The organism is Methylobacterium marchantiae (assembly GCF_042679825.1).
Taxonomy (GTDB): Bacteria; Pseudomonadota; Alphaproteobacteria; order Rhizobiales; family Beijerinckiaceae; genus Methylobacterium; species Methylobacterium marchantiae.
In genome coordinates this window covers 1-24,949 of the sequence record NZ_JBHTND010000005.1, presented here as the reverse complement: position 1 = coordinate 24,949, position 24,949 = coordinate 1, and the positions used below count along the sequence as shown (strand labels likewise).

The window sequence follows — 24,949 nt, the reverse complement described above, 5'->3', positions numbered from 1 at the left end:
ATAGTAACGATGAAACGCATGGCGCCGCCCCCGACCGACTAATCCCGGAGAGCGATGCCGCGCGCGAAGCCTCCGCAATTGCGAGAGGTTAAAATGCCAAAGGTACATTTTACGGCCGACAGCCACGTTGGCCATCAAGCTCTCATCCTCAGCCCGAGGATGCAGACCCAGCGACCGTTCGCTTCGCTTCACGAGCACGACGAGACCCTGGTCGAACGTTGGAACGCCGTCGTCCACCCGGATGACACGGTCTGGCACCTGGGCGACTTCGCATACCGGTGCACCGAGACTTATGCGCTCGCGATTTTCCTACGCCTTAACGGTCGCAAGCTCCTGATCCGTGGCAACCACGAGCGGATCGGTGAACGCCTCCCCTGGGCCGAGCCCGTCCGGGACGTGGCGATGATCGCCCTGCCGGACCCGGCGGGCGTGATGCGCTCCATATGGCTGAGCCATTACCCTCATGTGAGCTACCCTCGCTCCCACCGGGGTGGCCTTCACCTGCATGGGCATTCCCATGGTTCGGTCCCGGGCACGGCGACGCGTGCCGATGTCGGCGTGGATTGCTGGGACTGGGCCCCGGTGACGTTGGACCGGATCCTGGCGCGCTTGGCGACGAACGGAGCGGGGTCATGACTGCCCCTGGCCTTCGCCTATGGGTGTTCTCGGACCTGCATCAGGACTGGAAGGAGAATGCTTGGGACCCTGCCGCGCATGCGCCGGCGGGTGGTTTCGACGTGGCCGTCGTGGCCGGTGACGTGCACATGCCCCTGGTTCGGGCGCTGGACTGGCTCGGCGACCACTTGTCCGGCGTGCCGGTGGTCTACGTGCCAGGCAATCACGATTTTTGGTGGGACCGGGGTGAGGAACGCTACACGATTCACGACCAGTTGACCCGGGGGCGTGAGCGGGCGGACGCGCTCGGCATCCATCTCCTGCTCGACGACGCGGTCATCATCGACGGCGTTCGGTTCGCCGGCGGTACCCTATGGACGGACTTCCGCCTGGGGTCGTTCAACCTGAACCACGGTATCCGGACCGCCCAGGGGCGTGGTGGGATGGTCGATTACCGCCGGATCCGCACGGGTCCGAGGTCGCGCAATCGCATCAAGCCCGAGGAGGTGCTTGCGATGCACCGGGTCACCCGTGGCTTTATCGAGAACACCCTGGCCGTCAGCCACCCCGGTCCCACGGTGGTGGTGACCCATCACGCCCCGCACCCGGCGAGCCTTCCACGGAGCGACGCGGACCTACGGTGGTGCGATGCTTCCGACCTGACTGACGTCATCCTGGACCAAGGACCGGACGTCTGGGTCCACGGTCATGTCCATTATGCCTCCGATTACCGGGTGGGCCGGACGCGGGTGGTCTGCAACGCAAGGGGGCATTCAGATGAGCGAACCAGGTTCAGACATGGGCTCGTTGTTGAGGTCGCCCATTACATTCCTTGACCAGCCCCCTCGACGGATCCCAGGACAGGCCACAGTAGCCTCTCAGTCGGCTCGGTCCAAAATAACGGTCAGGTCACGGCATTCCGGACCTAAAAAATTCCCGAACGGGATACGGGCCTTGCGTTAACCGGGAGGCGCGGGGGGGGCTGTATCAAGGTGACCCAAACGGCCTGTCGACCCGGGGGCGCCCAGGCATTTTGCCGCCAGCGACCCTCGGAATAGGTAATTTGCCGTCCGCCCAGGCGTTTTGCCGCCCGCCCGCCTCCCGACAGGCGTTTTGCCACCACCGCCCCGGCCGGGCCGTTAACGCTTGGGCTACATAAGGTCCACGTTCGCGCATCCCTCCGGGTCCTGGCACCGGCCGAGGCGGACCAGCCCAGTCGAGTAGCAGTACGCCCATCCCGCCGCCGCATCGAAAGCCTGGACGGTCGACGTCGTTAGGCCCGTCCCGTCGGGGAACTTGTCATGCCCGTAGACCGTCCCGGTGAGCACGGTGCCATCCGCGGACCGGTTGTCGGGCTGTATGATCCAGTCGTGAAACAGGGGACGGTCGCCGAGCTCAGTCAGGTCGAAGCGGCTGCCTGGGTACCGGTTTCGCTGTGCCATGCCCTGCCGTCCTCGTCGAAGAAAATTGAGGCGGCCGCCACGACGGGCCGACCGCATTCGTCAGTGAAATGACCGGCAAGGAACGGCCGGTAATAGAATCTGACGGCCCTCGCGGGGACGCCTGCATGCGGGACGAGGGTGCCCTTGATCCACGCGTGAACCTCGCGATTGCCGGTGGGGATAACCCGGGCCCGCGACCCTGGCCGGACGACCATCACGGCGTCGGCCAGGGTTACGGTTTGGGCGTGGGCGACGACGCGGCCGCGTTCACGGACGGACCAGCAGCCGCGGGTCAGATTCCGGTAGACGTCTGTCATCGCGCTTCAAGGCGATCCTCAGGGATCGGGATGAGGCGGCCGCATGCCACGACGGCCGCGTTGGCGGCGGCGAGGCCCTCAGACAAGGTGACCTGGCGTGTCGCGACACAGCGGGCCATATGTCCGACGTACTCATCAAGCACGACCCCGACGCGGTGATCGACCGTGCCGGCGAGGCGATGGGCTCGGATGGACGAGCGGAGGTAGTCCCAGACGGGGGCGTGCGTGGTCATCGTCACCCTCTTCAATGCCGGGCCGCGAGGGTCTCGCGACCGGCGAGGACGGTGTCGACGAGACGCTGGAGACGTCGGACGCTACCCCCACTCCAGTGCTCCGCGATGAGCCCGAGCTCGTCGCCGTCGAGGTCCGGGAGCCACGACGCATCCGTCCCCCTCTCGCGCCGGGCGTCCCCCACGATCCCCCGTGCGAGGGCAGGTAGGTCGGCAAGCGTGGGCTCGGGCATCTGGAAAACTCGGAAGCGGTCCAGCAGGGGCCGGGGCATGCCCCTAGTCCCGTTAGCCGTCGCCAGGAACGTGATGCCCGAGAGATCGGTCGCGCACTCCAGGTAGGGGTCCCTGTAGTCCTCGGCATGATCCAGCATGGGCAGGAGCCCGTCGAGGAGATTGCCGTTCGTCATGCTGGTGCCGGCCTTCTCGATCTCGTCGAGGACCACCGCCACCGTCGCGAGGCTCTCTTGCCGGATCGTCTGAAGCGGCACCGAGGCCCTGCCGGATGACCACTGCCGGGAGGTCCCGATGAACGAGGCGTCCGCCACACCCGAGCACGAGTAGACCGTGCTTGGGAGGCCCAGCGCGGTGGCCAGGCTGGTGGCCAGTCGCGTCTTGCCGGAGCCCGGGGGCCCGACGAGCAGGATGGGTGGAAGCCGGGCGAATGACCTACCGACGAGTTGGTTCAGGATGCGCTCGATGAGCGATGCCGCGTGCGGGTACTGATCGACGAGATCCCGACGCGCGGCCGCGAGATCGGGCACCGGCCGGCGCGGGAGAGTCACCCCCGCGATAGGCGCCCACTCCGCGCGGGGCGTGGTCCCGCCGCTGCTACGTGCGCCGTCCTTCGCGGACCCCGGCAGGTGCTCGACGCTGCGCACGACGAGGAGCCCGGCGCCCGCTGCCTCCGGCAGATCGTCCTCGTCTTGATCGCGGGGATCGAAGCCGGTGTCGTCCCGGACGGGGCCGCGCTTGACGTTGTTGGGCCACTCTACCTTCACGACCGACCGGGCAATGATCTGTAAGGCGGTCAAACCGTCCCCCTGGCGGCGGGCCGACCGGGGCTCGCGCCTGGGTGCCCACTGCTCTCCATCGCAGTACGCGGCGATGCTCATCATCTCGGCATGCGTTCGGAGGAGATTTCCCAGTCGTAGGTCGGTATGCCCGCCCGCCATGGCGATCTGCCAGACCCTGACGGCACACCGCAGGGCACAGACGTGGTCGCCCAAAAAAGCTTGGTAATAGACGCACCTCGTCGACCAATCGGCATACGTGTCGCGGTCGTTCTGCCCCAGCTTGAGGTCCTCCGAGGCATCGTCGCACACGCTCTCAGCATGCGAGAGCGACGAGAGCGACACGCGGCACGACGACAGCTTCTCAAGCGCGGCACGCACGGGGGGGGGCAGGTCCGGCAGGTCGAGCAGGATGCCGGTCGACCAGTGGATCGTATCCGCGAGCGGGTCGCAGTCGAGGAAATCCAGGCCCTGATCGAGCCAGTCTACGGACGGGGGATGATTGGGTGCGAACGGATCGCTGGCAGGCGCACGGGGGCGCGCACCCCGAGGGGGGGTCTTCGTCATGGCCGGGTTTCTCCAGACGCCCTGTCAGAGACAGGGCTTCAGGGTGCCAGCCATACACACGAATCGTTAACGGAGCGTTGCCTTGAGCGCGGCCGTCCGGGCCCGGGCCGCGGCCGTCTCCCCCTGCATCGTGGCGACCATCCCGAGCGCACGGTCGAGGATCTCCTCACAGCGCTGCCCGAGGGCCTCGCGACCCTGGGCGGAGAGCGGCCCTGGGCCGGTCTCGCCCATTCCATGGGAGATGACGTGCTCGTCCCAAAGGTACGCGACTGCTTGGAGCATATACCCGGTGGCCCTCGGGTGTGCGGTTGCGGCCGCCCGGCCGAGCATGTCCAGGAGGGGCGCCGGGAGACCATGGGAGATGAGGCGGCCGCGTGCCAGGGAGCGCACGTTTAGGCCCGAGGCCAGGCTCAGGGGCCCCACGAAATCAGGTCCGAAGACCCTTTTGGCCACTCGCTCGATCTCGGCGTGGAGGGCCTCCGAGATCTCCGCATGATCCACCGGCTGGCCATCGATCAGGGCCTGCCGGCCATCGTAGGACAGCAAAGGCCCCGCCGGGGGGGCGGCCCCCGCGAGGTTGGAGAGCGGCGAGCCCGAGACGTACCCGACGGCGTGCCCAACGGCGGGGGTCCCAGCCGGGACGGGGTAGAGCGTTATGCGCACGGGAGAAGGTCCTGGGTGGGGCCGGCCAGGTAGATCACGTCAACGCAGAACCGGCCGGGATGGTCATTCGCGACGGGCCACATGCCAAGGCGCTGCCCCCATGTGTACCCCCTGATGATGATGGTGGTGCCCCTCATGACGCCACCCGCTTCAGGCAACGCGGGCAGGTCGCAGGGACGCCTTCGACGTCGCCCCATCCGACGGAACGCCGGCCCGGCGTGGCACCGCACAGCGCGCTCCCGGCCCCGCCCATCGGGCCGCAGCCGTCCTCGGAGACGATATGGTACAGGCGGCCGCGGTCGCGCTCACCGCCGTTGCTCAGGCGTCCGAGCATCTGTGCCGAGCGCCACGCGGAGCCGTCGGGGAGGACATACCGGGGGGCGGCCGTGAGGAATGCCTGGCGCTCCTCGGCCTGGCGGACCTGCCTGGCTTTCTCCTCAGCCTGGTACTGGGCAGCGGCCGCAGCCCGTTCCTCCGGCGAGGGGCCGGGGCCGGCGCGCACCATCGCCACCATTCGGTCGATAATCAACATGTGGGGTTCCCTGCTGTACCGGGCAGCTTGTGGGCAAGCCGCTTCTGGTATTGTCCTATCTATACTGACAATCATTACTCTTCAAGGGTAGCGCGTCGTCAACGGCTAGTAGTGTCGGTGAGCGTCATGAGTCTGCGGATCATCCTGTCCTGGGCCGCGCCACGGCCGTCGCACCAGCCGTCGAAGGTAGACCGTGAGACCTGCAGGGCGTCGGCCGCGGCGTCGCGCCCGCCGCGTGTCTTGGCCCATGCCTTTAGACACTCCGACAGGGGGCGGGCGTCCTTTTCCCAGTCCGGTGCGGCCTTGGGCTTGGACGCCGGCGCGGGGGAGTACACTGCGCTTTTCGCATCGTATGCGTTAGCCCAAGGGTCAAGCCGGGGGTCGTCGGGACCGATGCGGCCCGCCCCGAGAGGCTTGTCGAACCGCGAGAACCACGTCGCGGCGTTCCCGTCGCCGGTCGCATCCCGGGGAGGCTTGAACACCGCGGCGACCGGTTGCCCGATGAGGTCCTCGCGCCCGAGCAGGAGGCGATAGGCGTCAATGGCTGCGTCGGGCGAGCCGTAGCTCGCCCTCTCCAGAAGCTCGCCGCCATCGTGTGCGCGTAGTCGGACCATCCAGGTCATGAGCGGATACTCTCCAGGATGTCTTTGACCATGTCGTTGGCGTTGCAGCGCTTGTTGCCGCTGTTGCAGAACCCGCCGTACGCCCAGAAGGCCTCGCCGGCATCCGTCTCGGTGTACGTGCCGTGTCCGGTTCCCTTGCGCAGGATGAAGAGTTTGATTGGACCCTTGCGGTCGTCAGACCACATGCCGCTCGTCTCCATCTTGATGTAGTCGCGGACCTGCGCGCCGTCGGGCGAGGTCCAGCGCTCGACGGAGACGATGGTGTAGAGGGCCTCACCACCCGCAAGCGCAAGGGAGGCGGTCTTGCCGACGAGGGCCTTGGCGAGGCCCTCGGTGGTGGTGAGGTCGGCCGGCGCGACGGCCTGGGCCTGCTGCTGCTGGACGGGCTGGGCGACCATGCGGGCCTCGGCCCAAGCCTGCCGGAACGCGGCGCCGAGCGCGGCACGGACGGCGGTGCCGGCGGAGGCCGCGGCTTCGCGGGCGATCCGCCAAGCATTCCTCAGGAGGGCGGAACGGTCGATTTTGGTGGTGGTCATCGGGTGGCTCCATCATCGGCCCGGATCGCCCCGGGAGGCCTCGGCTTGCGCCGGTGATCTAAATGTACCGCAATTTGCGGTAGTCGCAAGGCCTCCACGAGAGAATTCTTTACGCCCGATGAGGCCGTGTCGCGCGTCGTAAACCGCGATGGCGTTCTCGATGGGCCATCCGGACGGCCCGTCCGGTTTCCCTCTAGGCGAATCTGCGGGAGCTGCTTCGATCGTCTCTGAAGCGATCTCGCGAACGCGAGACAGGGACCCGGACCAGCATGCCCACAGAGATCGAGATCCGAGAGTTCGCCCGGCTGTATGCCGGCATGACACCCGAGCAAGTGGCGGCCCATGAAACGTGGGTCGCCAAGTACCGGCTGGAGATGGCCGAGGAGATTGCGCAGCGAGCGGTCGCGGCACAGGAGCGCCGTGACGCCCTCCGGGCAATGAGCGATGCCGACGTCGTCGAGCAGACCGTCAACGCTTACAGCGACGCCGACTTCGACCCGGCGCCCGCCCTGCAGGTCCTGCAGTATGCCGGGTTCATCCGCCGGCGAGATCTCCACGAGGCCGTCTCGCGTGTGAAGACCGTCATCAAGGAGTTCGATCTCGCGACCGCAGGGCATCATCTCTACGGCGTCCCCGGGATCCGCCATGACCTGTATCGGGTCCTCGATTTCCTGACCGGCGAGGACCACTCGGGCTGCACCCCGAACCCCGCTCCATTTCGGGGGGCCCAGTCATGAGGCGGTCCACAATCGACGAGATCGCCCTCGGGGCTGCTCGTGGGGTCGAGCGGATCATCGCAGAGGAGCACCCCGGCGGGGCCCCCCAGCGGCAGGCCAAGGTGCAGGTCATGTTCGCGGACTGGATCAGGCACGCCGTCCTCCGCGAGGTCAGGAATGACCGGCGCCGTGTTTCGAGGAGGTCCTCATGATCAGGACCTCCTCGCCTCGCGACGGGTTCGACCTCTGGTTCCTGTTCATCGGCATCGCCATCGCCGCGGCCGTCCTGCTCACGATCCTGCAGGCCCTCTCGCAGGCAGCGGATCCCGCGTGGTCCAACCAAGGCGGCGTCCGGGTCTGGACGGACCCGGCGACCGGGTGCCGGTACACCCAAGCCGAGACTGGCATGCAGCCGCTCGTGGGACCGGACGGGCGCCCCGATTGCCTGAGGAGGCCGCAGTGAACGGTCGGGGCATGCAGAGCTACCGGGTCAAGGCAACCGACTGGCGCCGCATGCCCGGACAGGGGACCGTCGTCCTGATCAGGGCACCTTTCGACCGCCACGCCGTCGGCGACGTCATCACGATCTATACCGAGGGCGTTGGGGAAGATGCCGGTCGGGAGACCGCCGGGCACTGGAAGGTCACGGGCAAGGAGGGATCGGTCGGGTTCGCCATGAGCGCCCTGATAGTCCGGCTGGCGAAGCTTGAGGAGGTCCACTCGCCCGAGCCGGACCCGACGACCATGTCCGAGGCCGACCGTCTGAAGGAGGCGGCGCGCCAGATCTACGCCATCACCGGCCACCTGGCCGGGTGCATCGGTCTGGAACGGAACGGCGTCAACGAACTCCGGGACAAACTCTACCGCCTCAAGGCCACCATCGTCGGTATCGAGTTCGAACCTGATTGCGAACATCGCTGGGACTGGCCGGACGGCACCACTCGGCACGGGCGGCCGCCGGAAGGAGACAGGGCATGATCGAGCGCATGATGAACCCGACCATCACCCTCACCCGCAAGCACTTCGCGACCGAGGAGGACTGGCAGCGCGCCATCCGCGAGGGAGGCACCTTCACGCTCGCCGGCGGCATCAGGGTTCACCTCACCCTGGGCGAGGAGATGGACCTCGATGACGACTGGGGCGTGAACCTTGGCGAGCCAGTCGCGAAAGTTTCCATCTCTGGCAGCCATGACGTGGAGGTGACCACCTACACCGAGGAGGTCACCTTCCATCCCGATGGCAGCTATTCGCGGAGGCTGGGATGACCGAGTCTGACGAAGTCATGCAGCAGACCTGGTGCTGCCTCACGTGCTCCGCGAAGTTCCGGTGGGGGGAGGTCCGGATGGCGGCGGGCGGCCTGCACTGCCCGCGATGCGATGCCGTCTCGCTCCACCCGGCCGGGGGCGAGGTCCGGGTGCTTGATGGGTACGACGGCGAGATCGGGACCCTGAACTGATGGCCCGCCCCGAACGTGTAAAACGATTCCCAAATCGCGTTTGTGGAATCGTTTTACACGTTCGGGGCGGCCCAAAGCGAAAGGGCCCGGGTTCTTCGATCAAGGCAGGAGCGCTGCACGAGCCTCGGCCACCAGGGCGTTCCACCGCTCGACCTCCGGGCGGACCGGATCACCGGCGCTACGGGGCGTCCATCCCACGCGGCCGCGCCGGACGATGCCCCTGGCACCACAATCCGTGCAGCGCACGAACCGGGAAAGGCTGCCAACGGCGATGAGGTCGTGAACCGGATCAGGGTGGCGGTCGTAGAGGCGGGCCGGGGTGTGGGTGCAGCGGGGCATGGCGATCTCTTTCGATCACCATCATTCGTGCGAGCGGGTCCGAGTTCGACAAGGAAACTTGCGCCCGATACCGATTCGTCTGCGGTATCCATGCGGTATCCACCGCCCAGGCAAACAGCCACTGGATACCGCGCCCCTGCCCTATCGGGCTGAGGTTGCTAGTCTTTTCGGGAAGGGGGGAGTGGAGCGGGTACCGGGAATCGAACCCGGGTATTCAGCTTGGAAGGCTGCTGCTCTACCATTGAGCTACACCCGCATATTGCGCCCGATAGCATGGCGACGATACTTTGAGAATGTGAACCCTCTCTGTGTCGTCGTATCCTGCCGGTCGGTATGGCTTGGTGGGGGAAGTAGGACTCGAACCTACGAAGCTTACGCAGCGGATTTACAGTCCGCCCCCTTTGCCGCTCGGGACATTCCCCCAAACCACCGCCTCTCGGCAGCGCGCGGGCCCTTATGGTGAGGGCTCGCGCAGGTGTCAACAGATCGAGCGCATGCGGCCGCGCAAAGTTCAAGGAATGGCGAGATCGTTGATGCGAAGCTGGACCCGCTTACCACCGCGCCAAGTGTCGATCGCGAGCGTTCCAGCCACGTGGAATTCCATCCCGATACCCTTGAGTAGCGCTTGCCCTAGTGGCCCCCGTGCCGATCGAAAGGCGATGGCGCCGATTGCCTGGCCGTCCCGGCTCCTGAAGCGCGCGCGCACATGACCGTTGCCGACGACACCCACATCGACCAGCCGGTGGTGGGGCATGGCGAAGACCGGCTCCGGTGCTCCGGCGCCGAATGGTCCGGCTCGCTGGACGAGACGAACCACATCCGCAGTGGCACCGCCAGCACTGACTGTACCGTCGACGAGTAGCGCCTCCATCGCTCTTGCCTCCATCACGGCTGTGGCGAGGTCGGCCGCCAGGAAGTTTGCGAAGTGCGTGGTATCGTGGCTCGGCAGGGTGGCGCCGGCGGCCATGGCGTGTCCTCCTCCCTTCGCGAGGAGACCGGCAGCCACAGCCTCGCGCACCGTGTATCCCAGATCGACCCCGGCGATAGAGCGGCCCGATCCCGTGGCAGTTCCATCGGGGCGCAGGGCAAAGGCGAAGGCCGGACGGTCGAAACGTTCCTTGAGTCGTGCCGCGACAAGCCCGACTACCCCCGGATGCCAATCCGCCGAGGCAGTCACCAGGACGGACCTATCCGGATCGATGGTGAGGACCCTGTCAATCTCGGCCTCGGCTTCGAGCACGGCCTGCGCTTCGATACTCTGGCGATCCCGATTGAGGAGGTCGAGTTCGGCGGCGATTCGGGTTGCCTCGGCGGGGTCGATGCTGGTGAGGAGGGCTGCGCCGAGGCCCGCATGACCGATACGCCCGCCCGCATTGATGCGCGGACCGAGCAGGTAGCCGAGATGCCATGATTCTGGTGGCTCGTTCAGGGAGGCAGCGTCGAACAGGGCTGCGAGACCGATCCGGCCTCGACCCCGCATCACCTTCAAGCCCTGGGTCACGAACGCCCGGTTGAGGCCGGTGAGCGGAACCACATCCGCGACGGTGGCCAGGGCTACGAGGTCGAGGGCCTCCGCGAGATCGGGAAGGTCAGCGGCTCCTCCTCGCCTCAGCCGACGATTGAGGGCTACAAGGGTGAGGAAGACGATTCCCGCTGCGCAGAGATGGCCTAGCCCCGAGATATCATCGAGGCGGTTAGGATTTACCAGCGCATGCACCGGAGGCAGAATCTCTGGTGCGCCGTGGTGGTCTAGGATGACCACATCGAGGCCGAGCCTCTCCGCTACCGCCAGGGGCTCATGGCCGCTTGTGCCACAATCGACGCAGACGAGCAGTCTTGCCCCGCCCTCCGCCAGCGCCGTAACCGCTGCGACGTTGGGACCGTAGCCTTCAGTGATTCGGTCCGGGATGTGGATCTGCACGTCGAGGCCGAGCGCGCGCAGATGGCCTGCAATCAGGGCAGCGCTAGCGGCGCCGTCGACGTCGTAATCGCCAAATACCGCCACGCGCTCGCCGCCCTCGACGGCACGGGCCAGTCTCTCTGCAGCAGCCTCCATGTCCACCAGACAGGACGGATCCGGCATTAAGTCGCGCAGGCGCGGTTGAAGGTATCCCTCGGCTTCATTGGGGCGTATCCCGCGCGAAGCCAGAACCCGCGCCAGAAACTCGGGCTGGCCGTGTGCCTGCACCATCGTGGTGGCATAGGCCTGCACAACCTCATCGTTGCCTCGGTCGCGCCAGGGCCGCCCCATGACGGAACGCGTGACGTCGAGAAAGGCGCGAGACGGCGCGAGGACTGAAGCGGATGACACGCTCACTACTCTACCAGCGTCGAGCCGTCTGGCGCCACTTCGTTAAGCGTTCCGCCTCGGCTCATCCAGCGCGAACATCGCACTTCGCGGATCGAGAGCGTGGAGGATCCAGGCCCACCAGACACCTGATGCGGACCGGCGATAATCCTACCACCGCTCGTGGCGACCCGCTGTCCTGCCGCGTCGATATCATCTATGGATTCCGTCGCAGCCGGCATCGGGATCGGAGGCTCCGAACAGTTGGTAGAGTTGGTAGGTGCCCTGGGACCCATACCATATCCACCACATCGGTCTTCTTTCCAGTCGAAGAGAGCTGCGTAAAAGCTGAAGGCCACTTCTCCATTGCGGGCATGCAGTTCGTGCCAACCGACATTTCCGGACGTCCCGGGCGCAGGTGCCGACAGTGGCGCGCCGTCGCCGCGGAACAGAACGAACACGGCGCCCTCAGGGTTCGCCGCTTGAATGGATTATGTCAAAGATACGTCCCTTCGAAACGACGCTTCATATCCGCGACTATTGTTTGTGGCTACCTACCCAGAGAGCGGCAGGAGGCTTGGCACGGCGATTTGAAGAGTTGCTCCGGTCCGTGGGGCTAACGAACTGGCAGTTCTCGTTACTGAATGCCACTGAATCGCCCTGAAGCGCCGACCCTCGGTTCCTTGCGCCGCTCCTTGCCATGGACCGCACAACGGTGACTGTGGCCCTGAAGCCGTTGGAGTGACGCTTCGTCGTAGCTGTGACCGCGGATCCAGAAGACCGACGCAGTCGGCGCCTTGTTCCGACTGCTGCGGGCCAAAGCACTCTCGCCGACGCCGTTCCGATATGGTGCGAGACCCATGTTTTCATCGAAGCACGCCTACCTTTGCGAGGTCGAAGCTGAAGGCTTGCGGCTCCCGCTGCGCGCTCCTTACGATCCGGTACCGCAATCCGGAACGAAACAAGGACTGGCGGGTAATGCGCCAGCCCCTGCTTCTCGAGCATTCCGAGGTTCTAAGCCCCTTAGGTTCAGAGGTTCTTGACGATCGAGTCCACGACCTTCTTGGCGTCGCCGAACAGCATCATCGTGTTGTCACGGAAGAACACCTCGTTCTCCACGCCGGCATAGCCGGAACCCATGCCGCGCTTGATGAACAGCACGGTCTTGGCCTTCTCCACGTCGAGGATCGGCATACCGTAGATCGGCGAAGCCTTGTCGGTCTTGGCGGCGGGATTGGTGACGTCGTTGGCGCCGATCACGAAGGCCACGTCCGCCTGTGGGAACTCGCCGTTGATGTCTTCAAGCTCGAAGACCTCGTCGTAGGGCACGTTGGCTTCCGCGAGCAGCACGTTCATGTGCCCGGGCATGCGGCCTGCAACCGGGTGGATGGCGTATTTCACGTCGACGCCTTCCTTCTTGAGCATATCCACCATCTCACGCAGCGAGTGCTGGGCTTGCGCCACCGCCATGCCGTAGCCGGGTACGATGATCACGCGCTCGGCGTTCTTCATGATGTAGGCTGCGTCGTCGGCCGAGCCCTGCTTGACCGGACGGGTTTCCACCGCTCCACCCGCGCCCGCCGCGGCGGCATCGCCGCCGAAGCCGCCGAGGATGACCGATATGAAGGACCGGTTCATCGCCTTGCACATGATATAGGATAGGATTGCCCCCGAGGAGCCGACCAGCGCCCCGGTGATGATCAGCGCAAGGTTGCCAAGGGTAAAGCCGATGCCGGCCGCCGCCCAACCTGAGTAGGAGTTCAGCATTGACACGACGACGGGCATATCGGCGCCGCCGATCGGGATGATGAGGAGTCCGCCGAGGACGAAGGAAAGAATTACGATCAGCCAGAAGATGGCTTTGCTTTCCGTCCCTATGAACACCGCGATCAGGCCGACCAGAGCGATGCCAATGGCAATGTTGATCGCATGACGCTGGGGCAGCATGATCGGCTTGCCGGACATGCGTCCGTCGAGCTTCGCGAAGGCGATGACTGAGCCAGTGAAGGTAATAGCGCCAATCGCAACGCCAAGCGCCATCTCGAATAGCGATTCCTTATGGATATGCCCGTTCTCGAGGATGCCCACCGCCTGCGGCGCGTAGAGCGTGCCTGCGGCGCCTGCCACCGCAGCGAGGCCGACGAGAGAGTGGAAAGCCGCCACAAGCTGCGGCATGGCGGTCATCGGTACCCGCTTGGCGATCACCGCACCTGCGCCGCCGCCGATAGCAAGGCCGAGAAGAACGATGATCCAGGCGCCGAAACCGGCCGGAGGATGGCCGACCAGGGTAGTCAGAACCGCAAGGCCCATGCCGACCATGCCGTACAGGTTGCCCTGCCGCGATGTGGTGGGGTGCGAGAGCCCACGCAGCGCCATGATGAACAGGACGCCGGAGACGATGTAGAGAAGGGCGGAGACGTTCTGGGACATCGTCTCAGGCCTTCTTCTTGTACATGGCGAGCATGCGCTGTGTGACGAGGAACCCGCCGAAGATGTTCACGCTGGCGAGCACGATGCCCACGAAGCCGAAGAATCGCGCCCAGCCAGTTCCCTTCTCTATCAGCGGTACGCCGGCGGCCAGGAGGGCACCGACGATGATGACGGAGGAGATCGCGTTGGTGACGGACATCAAAGGCGTGTGGAGCGCCGGGGTCACCGACCAGACCACGTAGTAGCCGACGAAGATCGCGAGCACGAAGATCGCGAGTTGGAAGACGGTGGGGTCGACTGCGCCGTGAGTGGCGGCTGCGATGCCGTGGCTGATGCCATGACCGAGGCTGTCCGCGAGGCTCTGAGCCTGTTCGGCGGCCGTGCGCGCGGTAGCGGCGGCGGCGCGCGCCTGTTCGGCGGCCTGTTCGGGAGGAAGGGTGGCCATCTGTCTCTCCGGCGCGATCAGGCTGCTTTGGGCTGGAAGGACGGGTGGACCACCTGTCCGTCCCGGGTGAGGTTCGTCGCCTTCACCAGTTCATCGTCCCACTGGACGGCGAGAGCCTTGGACTCCTTGTCGATCAGGGTCTCGACGAAGGCGAACAGGTTACGCGAGTAGAGGCTCGACGCAGTAGCGGCCAAACGGCCTGCGACGTTGACGTGGCCTACGATCTTGACGCCGTTCTCCGTTGTGACGATCTCTCCAGCCTCGGCGCCGGCGACGTTGCCGCCGCGCTCCACAGCGAGATCGACAATCACCGAGCCGGGCTTCATCGAGGCGACCATCGCTTCCGAAACCAGCTTGGGAGCCGGGCGTCCCGGGATGAGTGCGGTGGTGATGACAATATCCTGTTTGGCGATGTGGGTCGCCACCAGCTCGGCCTGCTTCTTCTGATATTCTGCAGACATTTCCTTGGCATAGCCGCCGGAAGTCTCGGCCTGCTTGAACTCGTCGTCTTCCACCGCCACGAATTTGGCGCCGAGGGATTCGACCTGTTCCTTGGTGGCGGGCCGCACGTCGGTGGCGGTCACCACCGCGCCCATGCGGCGGGCGGTAGCGATCGCTTGGAGGCCGGCAACACCGACGCCCATGACGAATACGCGTGCTGCAGGCACAGTGCCGGCCGCGGTCATCATCATCGGCATGGCGCGCCCGTACTCGGCCGCACCGTCTACCACAGCGCGGTAGCCCGCGAGATTGGCCTGCGATGAGAGGACGTCCATCACCTGGGCGCGGGTGATCCGCGGCATCAATTCCATCGAGAACGCACTGACGCCGGCATCAGCCATGGCTTTCAGTGCGGTTTCATTTCCGTAAGGATCCATAATAGCGATCACGGTAGCGCCGCTCTTAAGAAACTTCAGTTCTTCCTCGTTCGGACGTCGAACCTTGAGGACGAGGTCTGCATCCGCTGCAGCATCTCTCGACGTGGCAGCGATGGTTGCCCCCACCGCCTCGTACTCAGCATCCGGAACACCTGCCTTTAGGCCGGCGCCGGATTGGACCGTTACGTCTACGCCAAGGCCCTTGAACTTCTTGATCGTATCAGGCACCGCCGCGACCCGCGGCTCTGCGGGATCCGATTCTGTCAGTACAGCGATGCGCATTCAAAGGCCCCCTTCGGCAATCGCCCTCGATCGCCGTAGCTAAGCAGAAATATAGAGCCTTAATCTCTGGTATGCCAGAAGATTAAGGGTACGTCACGCGAAGGCGAGGTAGAGAGCCAGCAGGATGCCAACAACGAGCGGCGCCTTCCATCCGATGGCCGGTGCGAACGCTCCCACGGCCCCAGCTACACCCGAGAGGAGGACGCCGAAGATCGCGGTGAGCCAAGCCTCGCGAATGCCGCCCACAGCTAGCGCGAGTACCCAACAGATTACCACGCCGGTGCCGATTTCAACGAACCGTACGAAGCCACGGTAAGTTTGCTCGTGGGTCTTCTCATCCATCGCCGGGCTGTAGTGCACGCCGGTCACACTCTTCGCATCTGCCATCTTGTGCCCGTCCCCTTGGTCATCATCTTGATTGGTTCCAAGCGGATTTAGCGCAAGCGTTGATCGCTCGCAATCGAGATACCGACTCGCGAAAATATGGAAAGCGGGTTTTATCCAAGGGAATGACAGTGCATCCCCGCTTGTCACGCGAAGAAGGAAAAGCCGACCCCCTACCTAGGCCGGTAGAGGCAGGCTCGCCGCAGACAGAGCCGAGCTCTGGCGCTCCGTTAGCGTCTCGAGCGAGAATCTCTCGATCTCGGTCTCGAAAAGCCTATGATAGTTCAGCTCTGACTTGAGGTGTAGGAACACGGCTCCGAGCCCTACTGCGGCGCGGTCCATGAAGACGAATTCCTGGGGCACCGTCACAGGGCCGCGCTGCTTGAGCGCCTGATGCACCTCGAAGGCCTGGCGCCGGCCATACTCGCCGGGCTTCACGCCATCGGCCACGGTTCGCGTGCGATCCTCCAGAATCGGGCCGTAGATGAACCGCGCCCAGATGTTCAGAATCTCGATCAGTTCCTTGTTCAGATTCTTGAAACCCCATACCTCGTAGGCATGGACGATCCGGGCGTGATCGTTCTCAAGGAGTCCGCGGTAGAGATCGACCACGCCGCCGACGAAGCGTGGATGGAAGATGCGGACGCAGCCGTAATCGAGCAGGTTTATTCCTCGCGCCTCGTTCTCCTCAGAGAAGACCGTGTAGTTGCCGAGATGTGGGTCGCCGTGAATCACGGCGGCACGGCTGAAGGGGTGCCACCACGCCTTGAACATCGCCCGGGCTAGGCGATTGCGGATCTCGATTGGCTCTTCGGCGAAGTTCAGGATCCTTTCGCCATCGAGCCAGCCGAGAGTGAGCAGACGTTTGGTCGAGAGGTGCGTGTGGATTCCCGGCACCCTTACCTCGGTGATGTCCTGAAGGACGGCCCCGTAAAGAGCGGCGTGCTTAGCCTCTCGCTCGTAGTCGAGTTCCTCGCGCACGCGAGCCCCGATCTCCTTGGCGATCTCGCGGGTGTCGAGCCAGGAACTGAGTCGTCGATGCAGGGCGAAGGCGACCTCCAACTGCTTCAGATCTGCCTCTACGGCCGACTGCATGTCGGGATATTGGAGCTTGCAGGCGAACGGTGTCCCGTCCAATCCGGTGGCGCGATGAACCTGACCGAGGGAAGCGGCGGCGGCGGGTTTGAGATCGAAGGTTCCGAACCGCCGCTGCCAATCTGGCCCGAGCTCGGCCATCATCCGGCGCTTGACGAAAGCCGCACCCATGGGCGGCGCATCCGCCTGCAGCTTCTGCAGTTCGGAAGCATATTCCGGCGGCAGCAGATCCGGCACGGTGGCGAGCAGCTGCGCCACCTTCATGATCGGCCCCTTCAGGCCGCCGAGGGCCTGAGCCAAGGCAGCGGCATTGGTCGGAGATTCGCCCTTACCGAAGAGTTTAGCGCCGGCCATGCGCGCGGCGACACCGCCGACATTGGCGCCGACACGGGCGTAACGGCTGGCGCGGGCCGAGAAGCGGTTGGCTTCGCTGTCGTGATCGGCCATCGGGTCCATTCTGCGCGACTAAAAGGAAGTGCCTACGAGATAGGTCCTTTCCGGTAGGGTACCAGGGCGGTGGGCCCTTGCGTCGCGGCGCTGATGCTTGCCGGGTGTCGCAGGTCTGGCATGGATATCACCGCTTCACACCGGTCCCGGGCGGACGAAGGCTTCAACCTAGAGTAGGCTTCGCCATGCCGGCTCAGCCTTCCATCGACTCCAAATCGATGATCATCCCCTCGATCATGTTCAGGCCGATCTGCCAGAAGGCGGGGTCGCTGGCATTGAGACCGAAGGGGGCAAGGAGGGCTCCATAGGGTTTGGCTCCGCCAGCCGACAAGAGCGCGAAATAGCGGTCCACGAAGCCTTCCTCCGCCTCGGCATAGACGCCGTACAGCGAATTCACGAGGCAATCCCCGAACGCGTAGGCGTAGACATAGAACGGCGAGTGGATGAAGTGCGGAATGTAGGCCCAGAAAGGCTCGTAGCCCGCATCCAGCGAAATCGCCGGTCCGAAGCTCTCTGCCTGCACCGACATCCAGAGTCCGTTGATTTCCTCCGCGGTGAGTTCGCCCTTGGCCCGAGCGAGATGGACCTTCCGCTCGAACAGATAGAACGCAATCTGGCGCACCACCGTATTGATCATATCCTCGACCTTGGCAGCCAACATGGCTCGTCGCTGCACCGTGTCGGTGGTGTTGGCGAGCAGACGGCGGAATGTCAGCATTTCGCCGAACACGCTCGCCGTCTCGGCGAGAGTCAGCGGCGTCGGCGCCATCAGCGCGCCGTTGGGCGAGGCAAGAACCTGGTGCACGCCGTGGCCGAGTTCGTGTGCGAGCGTCATCACGTCCCGTGGCTTGCCCTGGTAGTTGACCAGAACATAGGGATGCGCCGATGGTACGGTGGGATGGGCGAATGCGCCCGGAGCCTTCCCCGGCCGCGTCGGCGCATCGATCCAGCGGCGGTCGAAGAAGGTCTTGGCAATGGCGGCCAGCCGCGGCGAGAAAGCACCATAGGCATCCAGCACCACGTCACGCGCCTCGGTCCAGGGGATGGTGCGCTGCTCGACCCTCGGCAGGGGCGCATTGCGATCCCAGTATGGCAGCACATCGACGCCGAACCACTTGGCCTTCAGCTTGTAATAGCGGTGCGATAGGCGCGGGTATGCGGCCTGCACTGCCTCGACCAAGGCTGCCACGACCTCTGGCTCGACCCGATTGGAGAGGTGGCGGTCATCGGCGACGTCTCCGAAGCCACGCCAGCGGTCGGAGATCTCCTTGTCCTTGGCCAGGGTATTGGTGATGAGCGCGAAGGTGCGCAGGTTCGCGCGAAACACCTCACCCAAAGCCCCGGCGGCCTCCTTGCGAACGGCTCCGTCGGGATCTTGAAGCTTGTTGAGCGTAGGCTCCAGGGGCAGCATCTCACCCTGGACCGGGAAGCGCAGGGACGCGATCGTGCCATCGAATAGTCGATTCCAGGCGGATCGTCCGGTGACCGATTTCTCGAGGAAGAGCTTCTCCGTGCGGTCGTCCAGCTGAAACGGCTTCTCTCGGCGCAAGTCCTCGATCCACGGGCGGTAATGCGCAAGCGGCCCTTCTGCCATGGCCGCGTCCATCACGGCATCGTCGACCCGATTGATCTCCAGTGCGAAGAAGAGAAGATGCCCCGAGGCCGCTGTCAGACGCTCCTGGGTATCCCCGTAGAATTTCTGGCGTCGCTCGTCGGTGGTGTCGCCGGAATAGACGAGGCCTGCGAAGGACATAAGACGGCCGAGCCGATCCTCTATCGCTTCATAAGCGGATACCGCCTCGGCGAGGCGGAGCGAAGCATCGGGCCCGGCGGCGGCCTCTGCGATTGTGCCGCTCCAGCGCTCGGAGAAATCACGGCATTCGCTCTCCGCTCGCTCCAGGTCGGCGCGAAAATCAGGGGAATCGATACCGGAATAGAGGTCGCTCAGGTCCCATTCGGGAAGAGGGCCGAGATCGAGGGCGAGAGCCGCAGCCCGCGCGACGTTCGTCCCCTCCGATCGTTGGCCGCCCGGCGCCCGGACTGCGCTCAAGAGGCTGGCATAGGCGGCGGCTCGACTCGACATGGCGGCTTTGATCCTGAGGCGGCGTTCTCGCGCCGCTGGCGCTGATATCGAGCGCCGATCGCCGCGATCAACCAGGTCGGCGGATTCGGTCGAAACGAATCGGCGGCCTCCTCTATCCGACGGCCCCGCGGATCGGGTCGAAGAACGGCACAGGGAAAAAGTCGGATCGTCGTTAAGCGCAGCTTTACGCTCTTCCCTCACCCTGCGGATCGAAACGAAACATCTGGTGGTCGACCTGCGGTGCATCTCCGCCAGGTCGCCTCCTCCCACACCACACGGTCGAGGCTCTCCGCATGTCGACAACGATCCTGATCGTCGACGACGATCCCGTGCAGCGCAGGCTCGCCGAAGCGATGGTGCGTCGCCTCGGCTTCGACGCAAAGGTGGCCGAGAGCGGCGAGGAAGGGCTTGCCGTGCTGCGGTCGGGGGAGCCGATCGACGTCGTTCTCCTCGATCTCGTGATGCCCGGCGGTCTCGACGGCTTGGCCGTCATGGCCGAGATGCGCAAATCCGGCGTCGACACGCCGATCATCGTCCAGACCTCCAACGGCTCCATTGATGCCGTCGTCACCGCCATGCGGGCTGGTGCCACCGACTTCGTGGTCAAACCGGCCGGAGCCGAGAGGCTGCAGGTCTCGATCAAGAACGCACTCAAAGTCGATCAATTGGAGGAGGAGGTGCGCCGCATGCGCCGACGTGCCTCCGGTTCGCTCTCCTTCAAGGATTTGTCGTCGCGCAGTCCGGACATGGAACGCGTGATCCGGCTGGCCGAACGCTCGGCGAAATCCAACATCCCCGTGTTGATCGAAGGGGAATCCGGTGTCGGCAAGGAAGTGCTCGCCCGCGCGATCCAGGGGTCGGGCGACCGGCGCGGCAAGGCCTTCGTCACGGTCAATTGCGGGGCGATTCCCGACAACCTAGTGGAAAGTACCCTGTTCGGGCACGAGAAGGGCGCCTTCACCGGCGCCACCGAGCGCCACATGGGCAAGTTCGTGGAGGCGTCGGGCGGCACGCTGTTCCTCGACGAGATCGGCGAACTGCCCCTCGACGCCCAGGTGAAGCTCCTGCGCGCGTTGCAGGAGGGAGAGGTCGACCCCGTGGGTGCCAAGCGCAGCGTCCGCGTCGACATCCGGCTGATCTCGGCGACGAACCGTTCCCTGCTCGACCTCGTCAAGCAGGGTCGTTTCCGCGAGGACCTGTATTACCGCCTCAACGTCTTCCCGATGACCCTGCCCCCTCTCCGGGCGCGTCGGGAGGATATCCCGGATCTGGTGCGCTCGTTCTGCGCGCGCTTCGCGGCCGAGGAAGGCAAGCGCGTCCGTGCGATCACGCCGGAGGCGATGGCACTGCTCAGCCGCTACGGCTGGCCGGGCAACGTCCGCCAGCTCGAGAACGCCCTGTTCCGCGCCGTGGTCCTGGCCGATGGCGACGAACTCACCGTGGCCGAGTTCCCGCAGATCGCGGCCCAGGTCGAGGGATTCGACGTTCGCATTCCCGCCGCTCCGAGCCAGCCCATGCTTCAGGCCGGCATCCCCGAGCCGGTGCGCGAGATCGTCCGCGTCGAGGTCCGCGATCCCCACGCCATGACCCTCGTCACCGAGGAGACCGGCGAGATGAAGCCGATGGATGCGCTGGAAGCGGAGATCATCCGCTTTGCCTTACAATATTACCGCGGCCGCATGTCCGAAGTGTCGAGACGCCTCGGGATCGGCCGGTCGACCCTGTATCGCAAGCTCAAGGATCTCGGTCTGGACGGCGACGACAAGGCTGACGAGGCCGCCGCCTGAGGCCGGCGCATCGCTTCGACGGAACGGGTGAGATGGTCGGGATGTGCGTCAAGGCACGAGGTTTCCCGCCACCGGCTCTCGGCGAGGCGCCACTGTTGCCGGCCTGCCGTTGCAAGCGGCTGCGCCAGCAGCGATGACTTGGTTTCAACCACGGCCGGTACGGTCGTTCCCCGGGAGTAGCATCATGGGCGCTTCGCGCTCCGCCTCCGTCGCACTGGCCGCCCTGATCGCCGGTTGCGTCGGCTATGCGGCCAGAGCCGAGCCGCGGCTCGATCCGACGCCGCCCGTGGTGCAGAACGCCACGGCTTCTGACGTCTTGTCGGAGCCGGCGCAGGGCGATGCCGTCGCGACCGGCGCGATCTCCGCGACGCCACAGCCAGCGCCCGAACCAGCGAAGCCCGCTGAAGCGGGAGAGACCGTACAAGCTCCCTCGCCCCTCCCCTCGCTCCCTGCCGAAGCGGGGAAGGAAGAGAGCGCCCAGGGTATGCCGCCGGTCGGTGGCGCCGCCCCCGAATCCGCAGTCACGGCGGCGTCGGCTCCGGCGCCGACCGATCCCATCGGCGCGGCCCTCGCTGCCCGCCTCGCCGATCCCGCCCCCCTGCTCGCCCGCCTGACCACGAAGGATCGGGAGGCGATGCAGGCCTTCTACGGGCTCGGCGCCTTCAAGCCGGTCTGGGTCGTCGACGGCGCCTTCACTCCCGCGGCCAAGGCTGCCGCATCCCGGCTCGCCCTCGCCGCAGAGGACGGCCTCAACGTCCAGGCCTATCCGGTGCCCGTCATCGGGACGCAGGGGCTGAGCGAGGCGCAGACCGCCGAGATCGAGCTGAAACTCTCGGCCGCTATCGTGCTCTATGCCAAGGATGCCCGAGGCGGACGTATCAACCTCGCCGCCGTGTCACGCCTGATCACGCCCACCCTCGACATTCCCGGTGCGGATGCGGTCCTGACGCGCATCGCCAGTGCGGGGCCGCAAGCCGGTGCCGTGCTCCAGAGCTACAACCCGGCGCAGGCGGGCTATCTCGCCCTCAAGACCCGGCTCGCCGGCCTGCGCGACCTGCACAGCGCACCCGTCGCGGCGTCGCCCCTGACGATTCCCGCGGGCCCGGTGCTGAAGATCGGCATGCACGATCCCCGCGTACCCGCATTGCGCAGTCATTTCGGCCTGCCGACCCGGACCGCCGGCACCCTCGACGCCGCTCCCGGCGAGCCGGATTCCTATGACGGGAACGTGGCCGCGGCCGTGGCGAAGTTCCAGCGAAGCCGCCTCCTGCCGGCCACCGGCACGCTCACGGCGCAGACCGTGGCCGCTCTGGGACGGGCCGAGCCGGCGGCGCGGACCGGCGGCGACGAGGAATCGACGATCCTGGTCAACATGGAGCGCTGGCGCTGGCTTCCGAGCGATCTCGGCCGCGACTACGTCATGGTGAACATCCCGGAATTCCGCTTGCGCGTGGTCCGCAACGGCACGCAACGCGACGAGGCCCGCGTCATCGTCGGCAAGACCGAGACGCCGACGCCGGTCTTCTCGGGGATGATGGAATACGCCGTCGTCAATCCGTCCTGGAACGTGCCGCCCTCGATCCTCAAGAACGAGTTCCTGCCCGCTCTCGCCCGCGACCCGAACTACGCGGCGCGCCGCGGCTACGAGGTGGTCTATCGCAACGGCAACATCTCGGTGCGGCAGCCGCCGGGTGAGCGCAATGCCTTGGGATTCATCAAGTTCCTGTTCCCGAACAACCATGCGGTCTACCTCCACGACACGCCCAATCGTTCGCTGTTCTCGGCCTCGCAGAGGGCGATGAGCCATGGTTGCGTGCGCGTCGACGACCCCTTCCGCTTCGCCGATTCGGTCCTGCCCGAAGCCTGGTCGAGCGAGCGGCTGAAGAAGCTCATCGGCAAGGGCGAGCGCACCATCAGGTTGCCCGAGAAACTGCCGGTCCACCTCGCCTATTTCACTCTGGCTCCGGACGATTACGGCTCCCTGCGCTCGTATCCGGACCTCTACGGTCACGATGCGCGCATGAAGATCGCCCTCGGCCTCGCGCCGGGCAGTCTGCTCGTCGCCAAGGCGCCCGCCAAAGTACCCGCGAAGACCCCGCCGAAGGTCGTGACCAGGACACCGGCGGCGACCTCCGCGACGGCGGAAAATCGCCGGGCAACGCCTCGCCCGACTCTTCCCGGCACGGCGCCTTCGCGGGCGGCAGGAGCCCCGGCCGCGCGATCCGCGGCGGCGGCGGGGTCCGATCCGTGGGGGCCCGCGCCCGCCCCCGTCTCTCGCGGCTGGTGGTAGGGGGAAACGGCCGGCGTTGCGCGAATGCCACGCCGGTCGGAATGTGCGATGCCGCTCTTGCGGATGTCGAAATCGCACCCGGAAGGCGGCACGATTTCGCCATGGTTCAGACTTAGCCGTTTTCCCAACCGGCGAGCGGCCGAGGACCCGATAACCTTACGTTTACGGTTTTCGGCAACCTTGCGTTCACCATGATCCGCGCGACAACGCGCGGTCTGGCAGAGGTGAGGACGATCGTGGGCATATCGCTGCGAGATGAGGCCGTGCCGGCCGACCGACCCGCCCACCCCGTCTCGCGCCTCCGGGCCCGCCTTCGCGGCGCTTTTTCCGCTTCACAATTTCGCCGATCCGCGATCGTTTTGTCCGGGATTGCGATGGCCTTCGGTGCAGGAACGCGGGGCACTCAGGACGCGATCGCGAACGGCGATACCCGTACTCTCTCGATCTACCATACCCACACCAAGGAAAGCGCCACGGTCACGTTCAAGCGTGACGGACGCTACGACCGCGCGGCGTTGGAGCAGCTGAACTGGCTGCTGCGCGACTGGCGGATGGACGAGCCCACCAAGATGGACCCGCGCCTGTTCGACACGGTGTGGGAGGCCTATCGCTCGGTCGGCTCGCAGGAGCCGATCAACGTCGTCTCGGCCTATCGCTCGCCGGGGACCAACGCCATGCTGCGCCGTCGGTCGCGGGCGGTGGCCGAGTTCAGCCAGCACATGCTCGGCAAGGCGATGGATTTCTACCTGCCGGACGTCTCCATCGACCAGATCCGCGCGATCGGGATGCGGATGCAGCGGGGCGGCGTCGGCTGGTATCCCCATTCCGGCTCGCCCTTCGTCCATCTCGACGTCGGCTCGGTCCGGTCCTGGCCGCGCATGAGCCACGAGCAGCTGGTCCGCCTGTTCCCCGACGGCAAGACCGTCCACCTGCCCGCCGACAACCGCCCCCTCCCCGGCTATGAGCTGGCCCGCGCCGAGGTGCTCGCCCGCGGCGGCACCGTGCTCGGCGTGACCCAGGTGGCCATGATGGACGAGGATGACGGCCCGAGCATCAAGGGCTTCTTCGCCAGCCTCTTCGGCGGCGGCGCGAAGGCGCCCGCCGCCCAGGCCGAGGCGCCGGTCGCCGCCCCGGCGCCGGCCCGCGCGAAGCCCACGATCCTCGTCGCCAGCGCCGATCCCGACGACCAGACCGGTACCCGCGAGGCCTTGGGCGCCCGCGAGGCCTTGGGCACCCGCGAGGCTTTGGCCTATGCCGCCCCGGCCGCCTCCGATGCTCTCAAGGGCACCCTCCTTCGCCGCGACGGGCGTGACGCGCAGAGCCTCCTGACGCAGGAGGCCCCGAAGCCCGACGGCGCCATGGCGGCCGGATCGAACCAGATCGACGTGCCGCTGCCGCCGCGCCGGCCCTCGGAACTCGCCGCCGTCGCCGCCGCCCTCACCATGCCCCTGCCGCCGCCGCGGCCCGCCATCCAGGTGGCGAGCCTCGGCCCCAC

25 protein-coding genes, 2 tRNA genes and 1 pseudogene are annotated in these 24,949 nt (G+C 65.9%); 11 read left to right on the top strand and 17 right to left on the bottom strand.

The window, feature by feature from the left end; all coding sequences use genetic code 11:
* Positions 1-93: 93 nt before the first annotated feature.
* Together ACFQ4G_RS05110 and ACFQ4G_RS05105 are read left to right on the top strand one after the other, a co-directional pair.
* Entirely contained in the window at positions 94-636 is a 543-nt protein-coding gene (locus ACFQ4G_RS05110) for a metallophosphoesterase (protein WP_018044323.1), read from the top strand.
* On the top strand, positions 633-1,451 hold the full coding sequence (locus tag ACFQ4G_RS05105) for a metallophosphoesterase (protein WP_018044324.1): 819 nt from the start codon (positions 633-635) through the stop codon (positions 1,449-1,451). The genes ACFQ4G_RS05110 and ACFQ4G_RS05105 overlap by 4 nt, the downstream gene beginning before the upstream one ends.
* A 563-nt stretch (positions 1,452-2,014) precedes the next feature.
* Here ACFQ4G_RS05105 and ACFQ4G_RS05100 read toward each other — a convergent pair.
* From ACFQ4G_RS05100 to ACFQ4G_RS05070, 7 genes are all read right to left on the bottom strand, one after another.
* Positions 2,015-2,374, bottom strand: a complete 360-nt coding sequence (locus tag ACFQ4G_RS05100) for a hypothetical protein (RefSeq protein WP_051439878.1) — start codon at positions 2,372-2,374, stop codon at positions 2,015-2,017.
* A complete protein-coding gene (locus ACFQ4G_RS05095) occupies positions 2,371-2,607 on the bottom strand; it encodes a hypothetical protein (protein ID WP_238206018.1) in 237 nt (78 codons plus the stop codon). Before ACFQ4G_RS05095 ends, ACFQ4G_RS05100 begins: the two co-directional genes overlap by 4 nt.
* 11 nt (positions 2,608-2,618) lie before the next feature.
* Complete coding sequence (locus tag ACFQ4G_RS05090; RefSeq protein WP_019904521.1) at positions 2,619-4,181, bottom strand: AAA family ATPase; 1,563 nt, start codon at positions 4,179-4,181, stop codon at positions 2,619-2,621.
* 66 nt (positions 4,182-4,247) lie between these two features.
* Positions 4,248-4,727, bottom strand: a complete 480-nt coding sequence (locus ACFQ4G_RS05085) for a hypothetical protein (protein WP_238206017.1) — start codon at positions 4,725-4,727, stop codon at positions 4,248-4,250.
* A gap of 250 nt (positions 4,728-4,977) precedes the next feature.
* Positions 4,978-5,376 (bottom strand): hypothetical protein, encoded by a 399-nt coding sequence (locus tag ACFQ4G_RS05080; RefSeq protein ID WP_018044330.1) that lies wholly within the window; start codon positions 5,374-5,376, stop codon positions 4,978-4,980.
* A 98-nt stretch (positions 5,377-5,474) separates the two neighbouring features.
* A complete protein-coding gene (locus tag ACFQ4G_RS05075) occupies positions 5,475-5,999 on the bottom strand; it encodes a hypothetical protein (protein WP_018044331.1) in 525 nt (174 codons plus the stop codon).
* Entirely contained in the window at positions 5,996-6,535 is a 540-nt protein-coding gene (locus ACFQ4G_RS05070; protein ID WP_018044332.1) for a hypothetical protein, read from the bottom strand. Before ACFQ4G_RS05070 ends, ACFQ4G_RS05075 begins: the two co-directional genes overlap by 4 nt.
* Before the next feature lie 269 nt (positions 6,536-6,804).
* On the opposite strand from ACFQ4G_RS05070, the gene ACFQ4G_RS05065 reads away from it, so the two are divergent.
* From ACFQ4G_RS05065 to ACFQ4G_RS05045, 5 genes are all read left to right on the top strand, one after another.
* Positions 6,805-7,272 (top strand): hypothetical protein, encoded by a 468-nt coding sequence (locus tag ACFQ4G_RS05065; RefSeq protein WP_018044333.1) that lies wholly within the window; start codon positions 6,805-6,807, stop codon positions 7,270-7,272.
* 187 nt (positions 7,273-7,459) lie between these two features.
* The gene (locus tag ACFQ4G_RS05060; protein ID WP_018044335.1) at positions 7,460-7,714 is read left to right on the top strand and encodes a hypothetical protein; all 255 of its coding nucleotides are present in this window, start codon (positions 7,460-7,462) and stop codon (positions 7,712-7,714) included.
* Positions 7,711-8,229: a hypothetical protein gene (locus tag ACFQ4G_RS05055; RefSeq protein WP_238206015.1), complete on the top strand. Its 519-nt coding sequence runs from the start codon at positions 7,711-7,713 to the stop codon at positions 8,227-8,229. The genes ACFQ4G_RS05060 and ACFQ4G_RS05055 overlap by 4 nt, the downstream gene beginning before the upstream one ends.
* Positions 8,226-8,516, top strand: a complete 291-nt coding sequence (locus tag ACFQ4G_RS05050) for a hypothetical protein (protein WP_018044337.1) — start codon at positions 8,226-8,228, stop codon at positions 8,514-8,516. Before ACFQ4G_RS05055 ends, ACFQ4G_RS05050 begins: the two co-directional genes overlap by 4 nt.
* A complete protein-coding gene (locus ACFQ4G_RS05045; protein ID WP_018044338.1) occupies positions 8,513-8,707 on the top strand; it encodes a hypothetical protein in 195 nt (64 codons plus the stop codon). Before ACFQ4G_RS05050 ends, ACFQ4G_RS05045 begins: the two co-directional genes overlap by 4 nt.
* A gap of 99 nt (positions 8,708-8,806) precedes the next feature.
* Here ACFQ4G_RS05045 and ACFQ4G_RS05040 read toward each other — a convergent pair whose 3' ends face one another.
* The 4 genes from ACFQ4G_RS05040 to recJ form a co-directional block, all read right to left on the bottom strand.
* Positions 8,807-9,046: a hypothetical protein gene (locus ACFQ4G_RS05040; RefSeq protein WP_018044339.1), complete on the bottom strand. Its 240-nt coding sequence runs from the start codon at positions 9,044-9,046 to the stop codon at positions 8,807-8,809.
* A 182-nt stretch (positions 9,047-9,228) separates the two neighbouring features.
* Positions 9,229-9,302, bottom strand: a tRNA-Gly gene (locus ACFQ4G_RS05035).
* Between the two features lie 83 nt (positions 9,303-9,385).
* A tRNA-Tyr gene (locus ACFQ4G_RS05030) sits at positions 9,386-9,469 on the bottom strand.
* An 88-nt stretch (positions 9,470-9,557) separates the two neighbouring features.
* Positions 9,558-11,297, bottom strand: a complete 1,740-nt coding sequence (gene recJ / locus ACFQ4G_RS05025) for a single-stranded-DNA-specific exonuclease RecJ (protein WP_238208201.1) — start codon at positions 11,295-11,297, stop codon at positions 9,558-9,560.
* Between the two features lie 529 nt (positions 11,298-11,826).
* On the opposite strand from recJ, the pseudogene ACFQ4G_RS05020 reads away from it, so the two are divergent.
* Positions 11,827-12,237: pseudogene (locus ACFQ4G_RS05020) on the top strand (MarR family winged helix-turn-helix transcriptional regulator).
* 125 nt (positions 12,238-12,362) lie between these two features.
* On the opposite strand, the gene ACFQ4G_RS05015 reads toward ACFQ4G_RS05020, so the two are convergent.
* The 6 genes from ACFQ4G_RS05015 to ACFQ4G_RS04990 form a co-directional block, all read right to left on the bottom strand.
* Positions 12,363-13,763 (bottom strand): NAD(P)(+) transhydrogenase (Re/Si-specific) subunit beta, encoded by a 1,401-nt coding sequence (locus tag ACFQ4G_RS05015; RefSeq protein WP_238208193.1) that lies wholly within the window; start codon positions 13,761-13,763, stop codon positions 12,363-12,365.
* Positions 13,764-13,767: 4 nt separating this feature from the next.
* A complete protein-coding gene (locus tag ACFQ4G_RS05010) occupies positions 13,768-14,208 on the bottom strand; it encodes a proton-translocating transhydrogenase family protein (RefSeq protein ID WP_238208191.1) in 441 nt (146 codons plus the stop codon).
* A gap of 17 nt (positions 14,209-14,225) precedes the next feature.
* Complete coding sequence (locus tag ACFQ4G_RS05005; protein ID WP_238208189.1) at positions 14,226-15,368, bottom strand: Re/Si-specific NAD(P)(+) transhydrogenase subunit alpha; 1,143 nt, start codon at positions 15,366-15,368, stop codon at positions 14,226-14,228.
* Positions 15,369-15,461: 93 nt separating this feature from the next.
* Positions 15,462-15,755, bottom strand: coding sequence for an aa3-type cytochrome c oxidase subunit IV (locus ACFQ4G_RS05000; RefSeq protein WP_238208187.1), 294 nt, complete (start codon positions 15,753-15,755; stop codon positions 15,462-15,464).
* 174 nt (positions 15,756-15,929) lie between these two features.
* Positions 15,930-17,294, bottom strand: coding sequence for an ABC1 kinase family protein (locus ACFQ4G_RS04995; protein ID WP_238208185.1), 1,365 nt, complete (start codon positions 17,292-17,294; stop codon positions 15,930-15,932).
* A 193-nt stretch (positions 17,295-17,487) separates the two neighbouring features.
* Positions 17,488-19,377 (bottom strand): M3 family oligoendopeptidase, encoded by a 1,890-nt coding sequence (locus ACFQ4G_RS04990; protein ID WP_238208183.1) that lies wholly within the window; start codon positions 19,375-19,377, stop codon positions 17,488-17,490.
* A 293-nt stretch (positions 19,378-19,670) separates the two neighbouring features.
* On the opposite strand from ACFQ4G_RS04990, the gene ACFQ4G_RS04985 reads away from it, so the two are divergent.
* The 3 genes from ACFQ4G_RS04985 to ACFQ4G_RS04975 form a co-directional block, all read left to right on the top strand.
* The gene (locus ACFQ4G_RS04985; RefSeq protein WP_238208181.1) at positions 19,671-21,164 is read left to right on the top strand and encodes a sigma-54-dependent transcriptional regulator; all 1,494 of its coding nucleotides are present in this window, start codon (positions 19,671-19,673) and stop codon (positions 21,162-21,164) included.
* Positions 21,165-21,348: 184 nt separating this feature from the next.
* Positions 21,349-23,454, top strand: coding sequence for a L,D-transpeptidase family protein (locus tag ACFQ4G_RS04980; protein WP_238208179.1), 2,106 nt, complete (start codon positions 21,349-21,351; stop codon positions 23,452-23,454).
* Positions 23,455-23,828: 374 nt separating this feature from the next.
* On the top strand, positions 23,829-24,949 hold a 1,121-nt coding region (locus ACFQ4G_RS04975), incomplete at its 3' end, for a DUF882 domain-containing protein (RefSeq protein WP_379039813.1).

What these genes read in the sequence shown, in the direction of transcription:
- ACFQ4G_RS05110 (WP_018044323.1), top strand. Translation starts at nt 94, where the DNA reads ATGCCAAAGGTACATTTTACGGCCGACAGCCACGTTGGCCATCAAGCT.
- ACFQ4G_RS05105 (WP_018044324.1), top strand. Translation starts at nt 633, where the DNA reads ATGACTGCCCCTGGCCTTCGCCTATGGGTGTTCTCGGACCTGCATCAG.
- ACFQ4G_RS05100 (WP_051439878.1), bottom strand. Translation starts at nt 2,374, where the DNA reads ATGACAGACGTCTACCGGAATCTGACCCGCGGCTGCTGGTCCGTCCGT.
- ACFQ4G_RS05095 (WP_238206018.1), bottom strand. Translation starts at nt 2,607, where the DNA reads ATGACCACGCACGCCCCCGTCTGGGACTACCTCCGCTCGTCCATCCGA.
- ACFQ4G_RS05090 (WP_019904521.1), bottom strand. Translation starts at nt 4,181, where the DNA reads ATGACGAAGACCCCCCCTCGGGGTGCGCGCCCCCGTGCGCCTGCCAGC.
- ACFQ4G_RS05080 (WP_018044330.1), bottom strand. Translation starts at nt 5,376, where the DNA reads ATGTTGATTATCGACCGAATGGTGGCGATGGTGCGCGCCGGCCCCGGC.
- ACFQ4G_RS05075 (WP_018044331.1), bottom strand. Translation starts at nt 5,999, where the DNA reads ATGACCTGGATGGTCCGACTACGCGCACACGATGGCGGCGAGCTTCTG.
- ACFQ4G_RS05070 (WP_018044332.1), bottom strand. Translation starts at nt 6,535, where the DNA reads ATGACCACCACCAAAATCGACCGTTCCGCCCTCCTGAGGAATGCTTGG.
- ACFQ4G_RS05065 (WP_018044333.1), top strand. Translation starts at nt 6,805, where the DNA reads ATGCCCACAGAGATCGAGATCCGAGAGTTCGCCCGGCTGTATGCCGGC.
- ACFQ4G_RS05060 (WP_018044335.1), top strand. Translation starts at nt 7,460, where the DNA reads ATGATCAGGACCTCCTCGCCTCGCGACGGGTTCGACCTCTGGTTCCTG.
- ACFQ4G_RS05050 (WP_018044337.1), top strand. Translation starts at nt 8,226, where the DNA reads ATGATCGAGCGCATGATGAACCCGACCATCACCCTCACCCGCAAGCAC.
- ACFQ4G_RS05045 (WP_018044338.1), top strand. Translation starts at nt 8,513, where the DNA reads ATGACCGAGTCTGACGAAGTCATGCAGCAGACCTGGTGCTGCCTCACG.
- ACFQ4G_RS05040 (WP_018044339.1), bottom strand. Translation starts at nt 9,046, where the DNA reads ATGCCCCGCTGCACCCACACCCCGGCCCGCCTCTACGACCGCCACCCT.
- recJ (WP_238208201.1), bottom strand. Translation starts at nt 11,297, where the DNA reads ATGGGGCGGCCCTGGCGCGACCGAGGCAACGATGAGGTTGTGCAGGCC.
- ACFQ4G_RS05015 (WP_238208193.1), bottom strand. Translation starts at nt 13,763, where the DNA reads ATGTCCCAGAACGTCTCCGCCCTTCTCTACATCGTCTCCGGCGTCCTG.
- ACFQ4G_RS05010 (WP_238208191.1), bottom strand. Translation starts at nt 14,208, where the DNA reads ATGGCCACCCTTCCTCCCGAACAGGCCGCCGAACAGGCGCGCGCCGCC.
- ACFQ4G_RS05005 (WP_238208189.1), bottom strand. Translation starts at nt 15,368, where the DNA reads ATGCGCATCGCTGTACTGACAGAATCGGATCCCGCAGAGCCGCGGGTC.
- ACFQ4G_RS05000 (WP_238208187.1), bottom strand. Translation starts at nt 15,755, where the DNA reads ATGGCAGATGCGAAGAGTGTGACCGGCGTGCACTACAGCCCGGCGATG.
- ACFQ4G_RS04995 (WP_238208185.1), bottom strand. Translation starts at nt 17,294, where the DNA reads ATGGCCGATCACGACAGCGAAGCCAACCGCTTCTCGGCCCGCGCCAGC.
- ACFQ4G_RS04990 (WP_238208183.1), bottom strand. Translation starts at nt 19,377, where the DNA reads ATGTCGAGTCGAGCCGCCGCCTATGCCAGCCTCTTGAGCGCAGTCCGG.
- ACFQ4G_RS04985 (WP_238208181.1), top strand. Translation starts at nt 19,671, where the DNA reads ATGTCGACAACGATCCTGATCGTCGACGACGATCCCGTGCAGCGCAGG.
- ACFQ4G_RS04980 (WP_238208179.1), top strand. Translation starts at nt 21,349, where the DNA reads ATGGGCGCTTCGCGCTCCGCCTCCGTCGCACTGGCCGCCCTGATCGCC.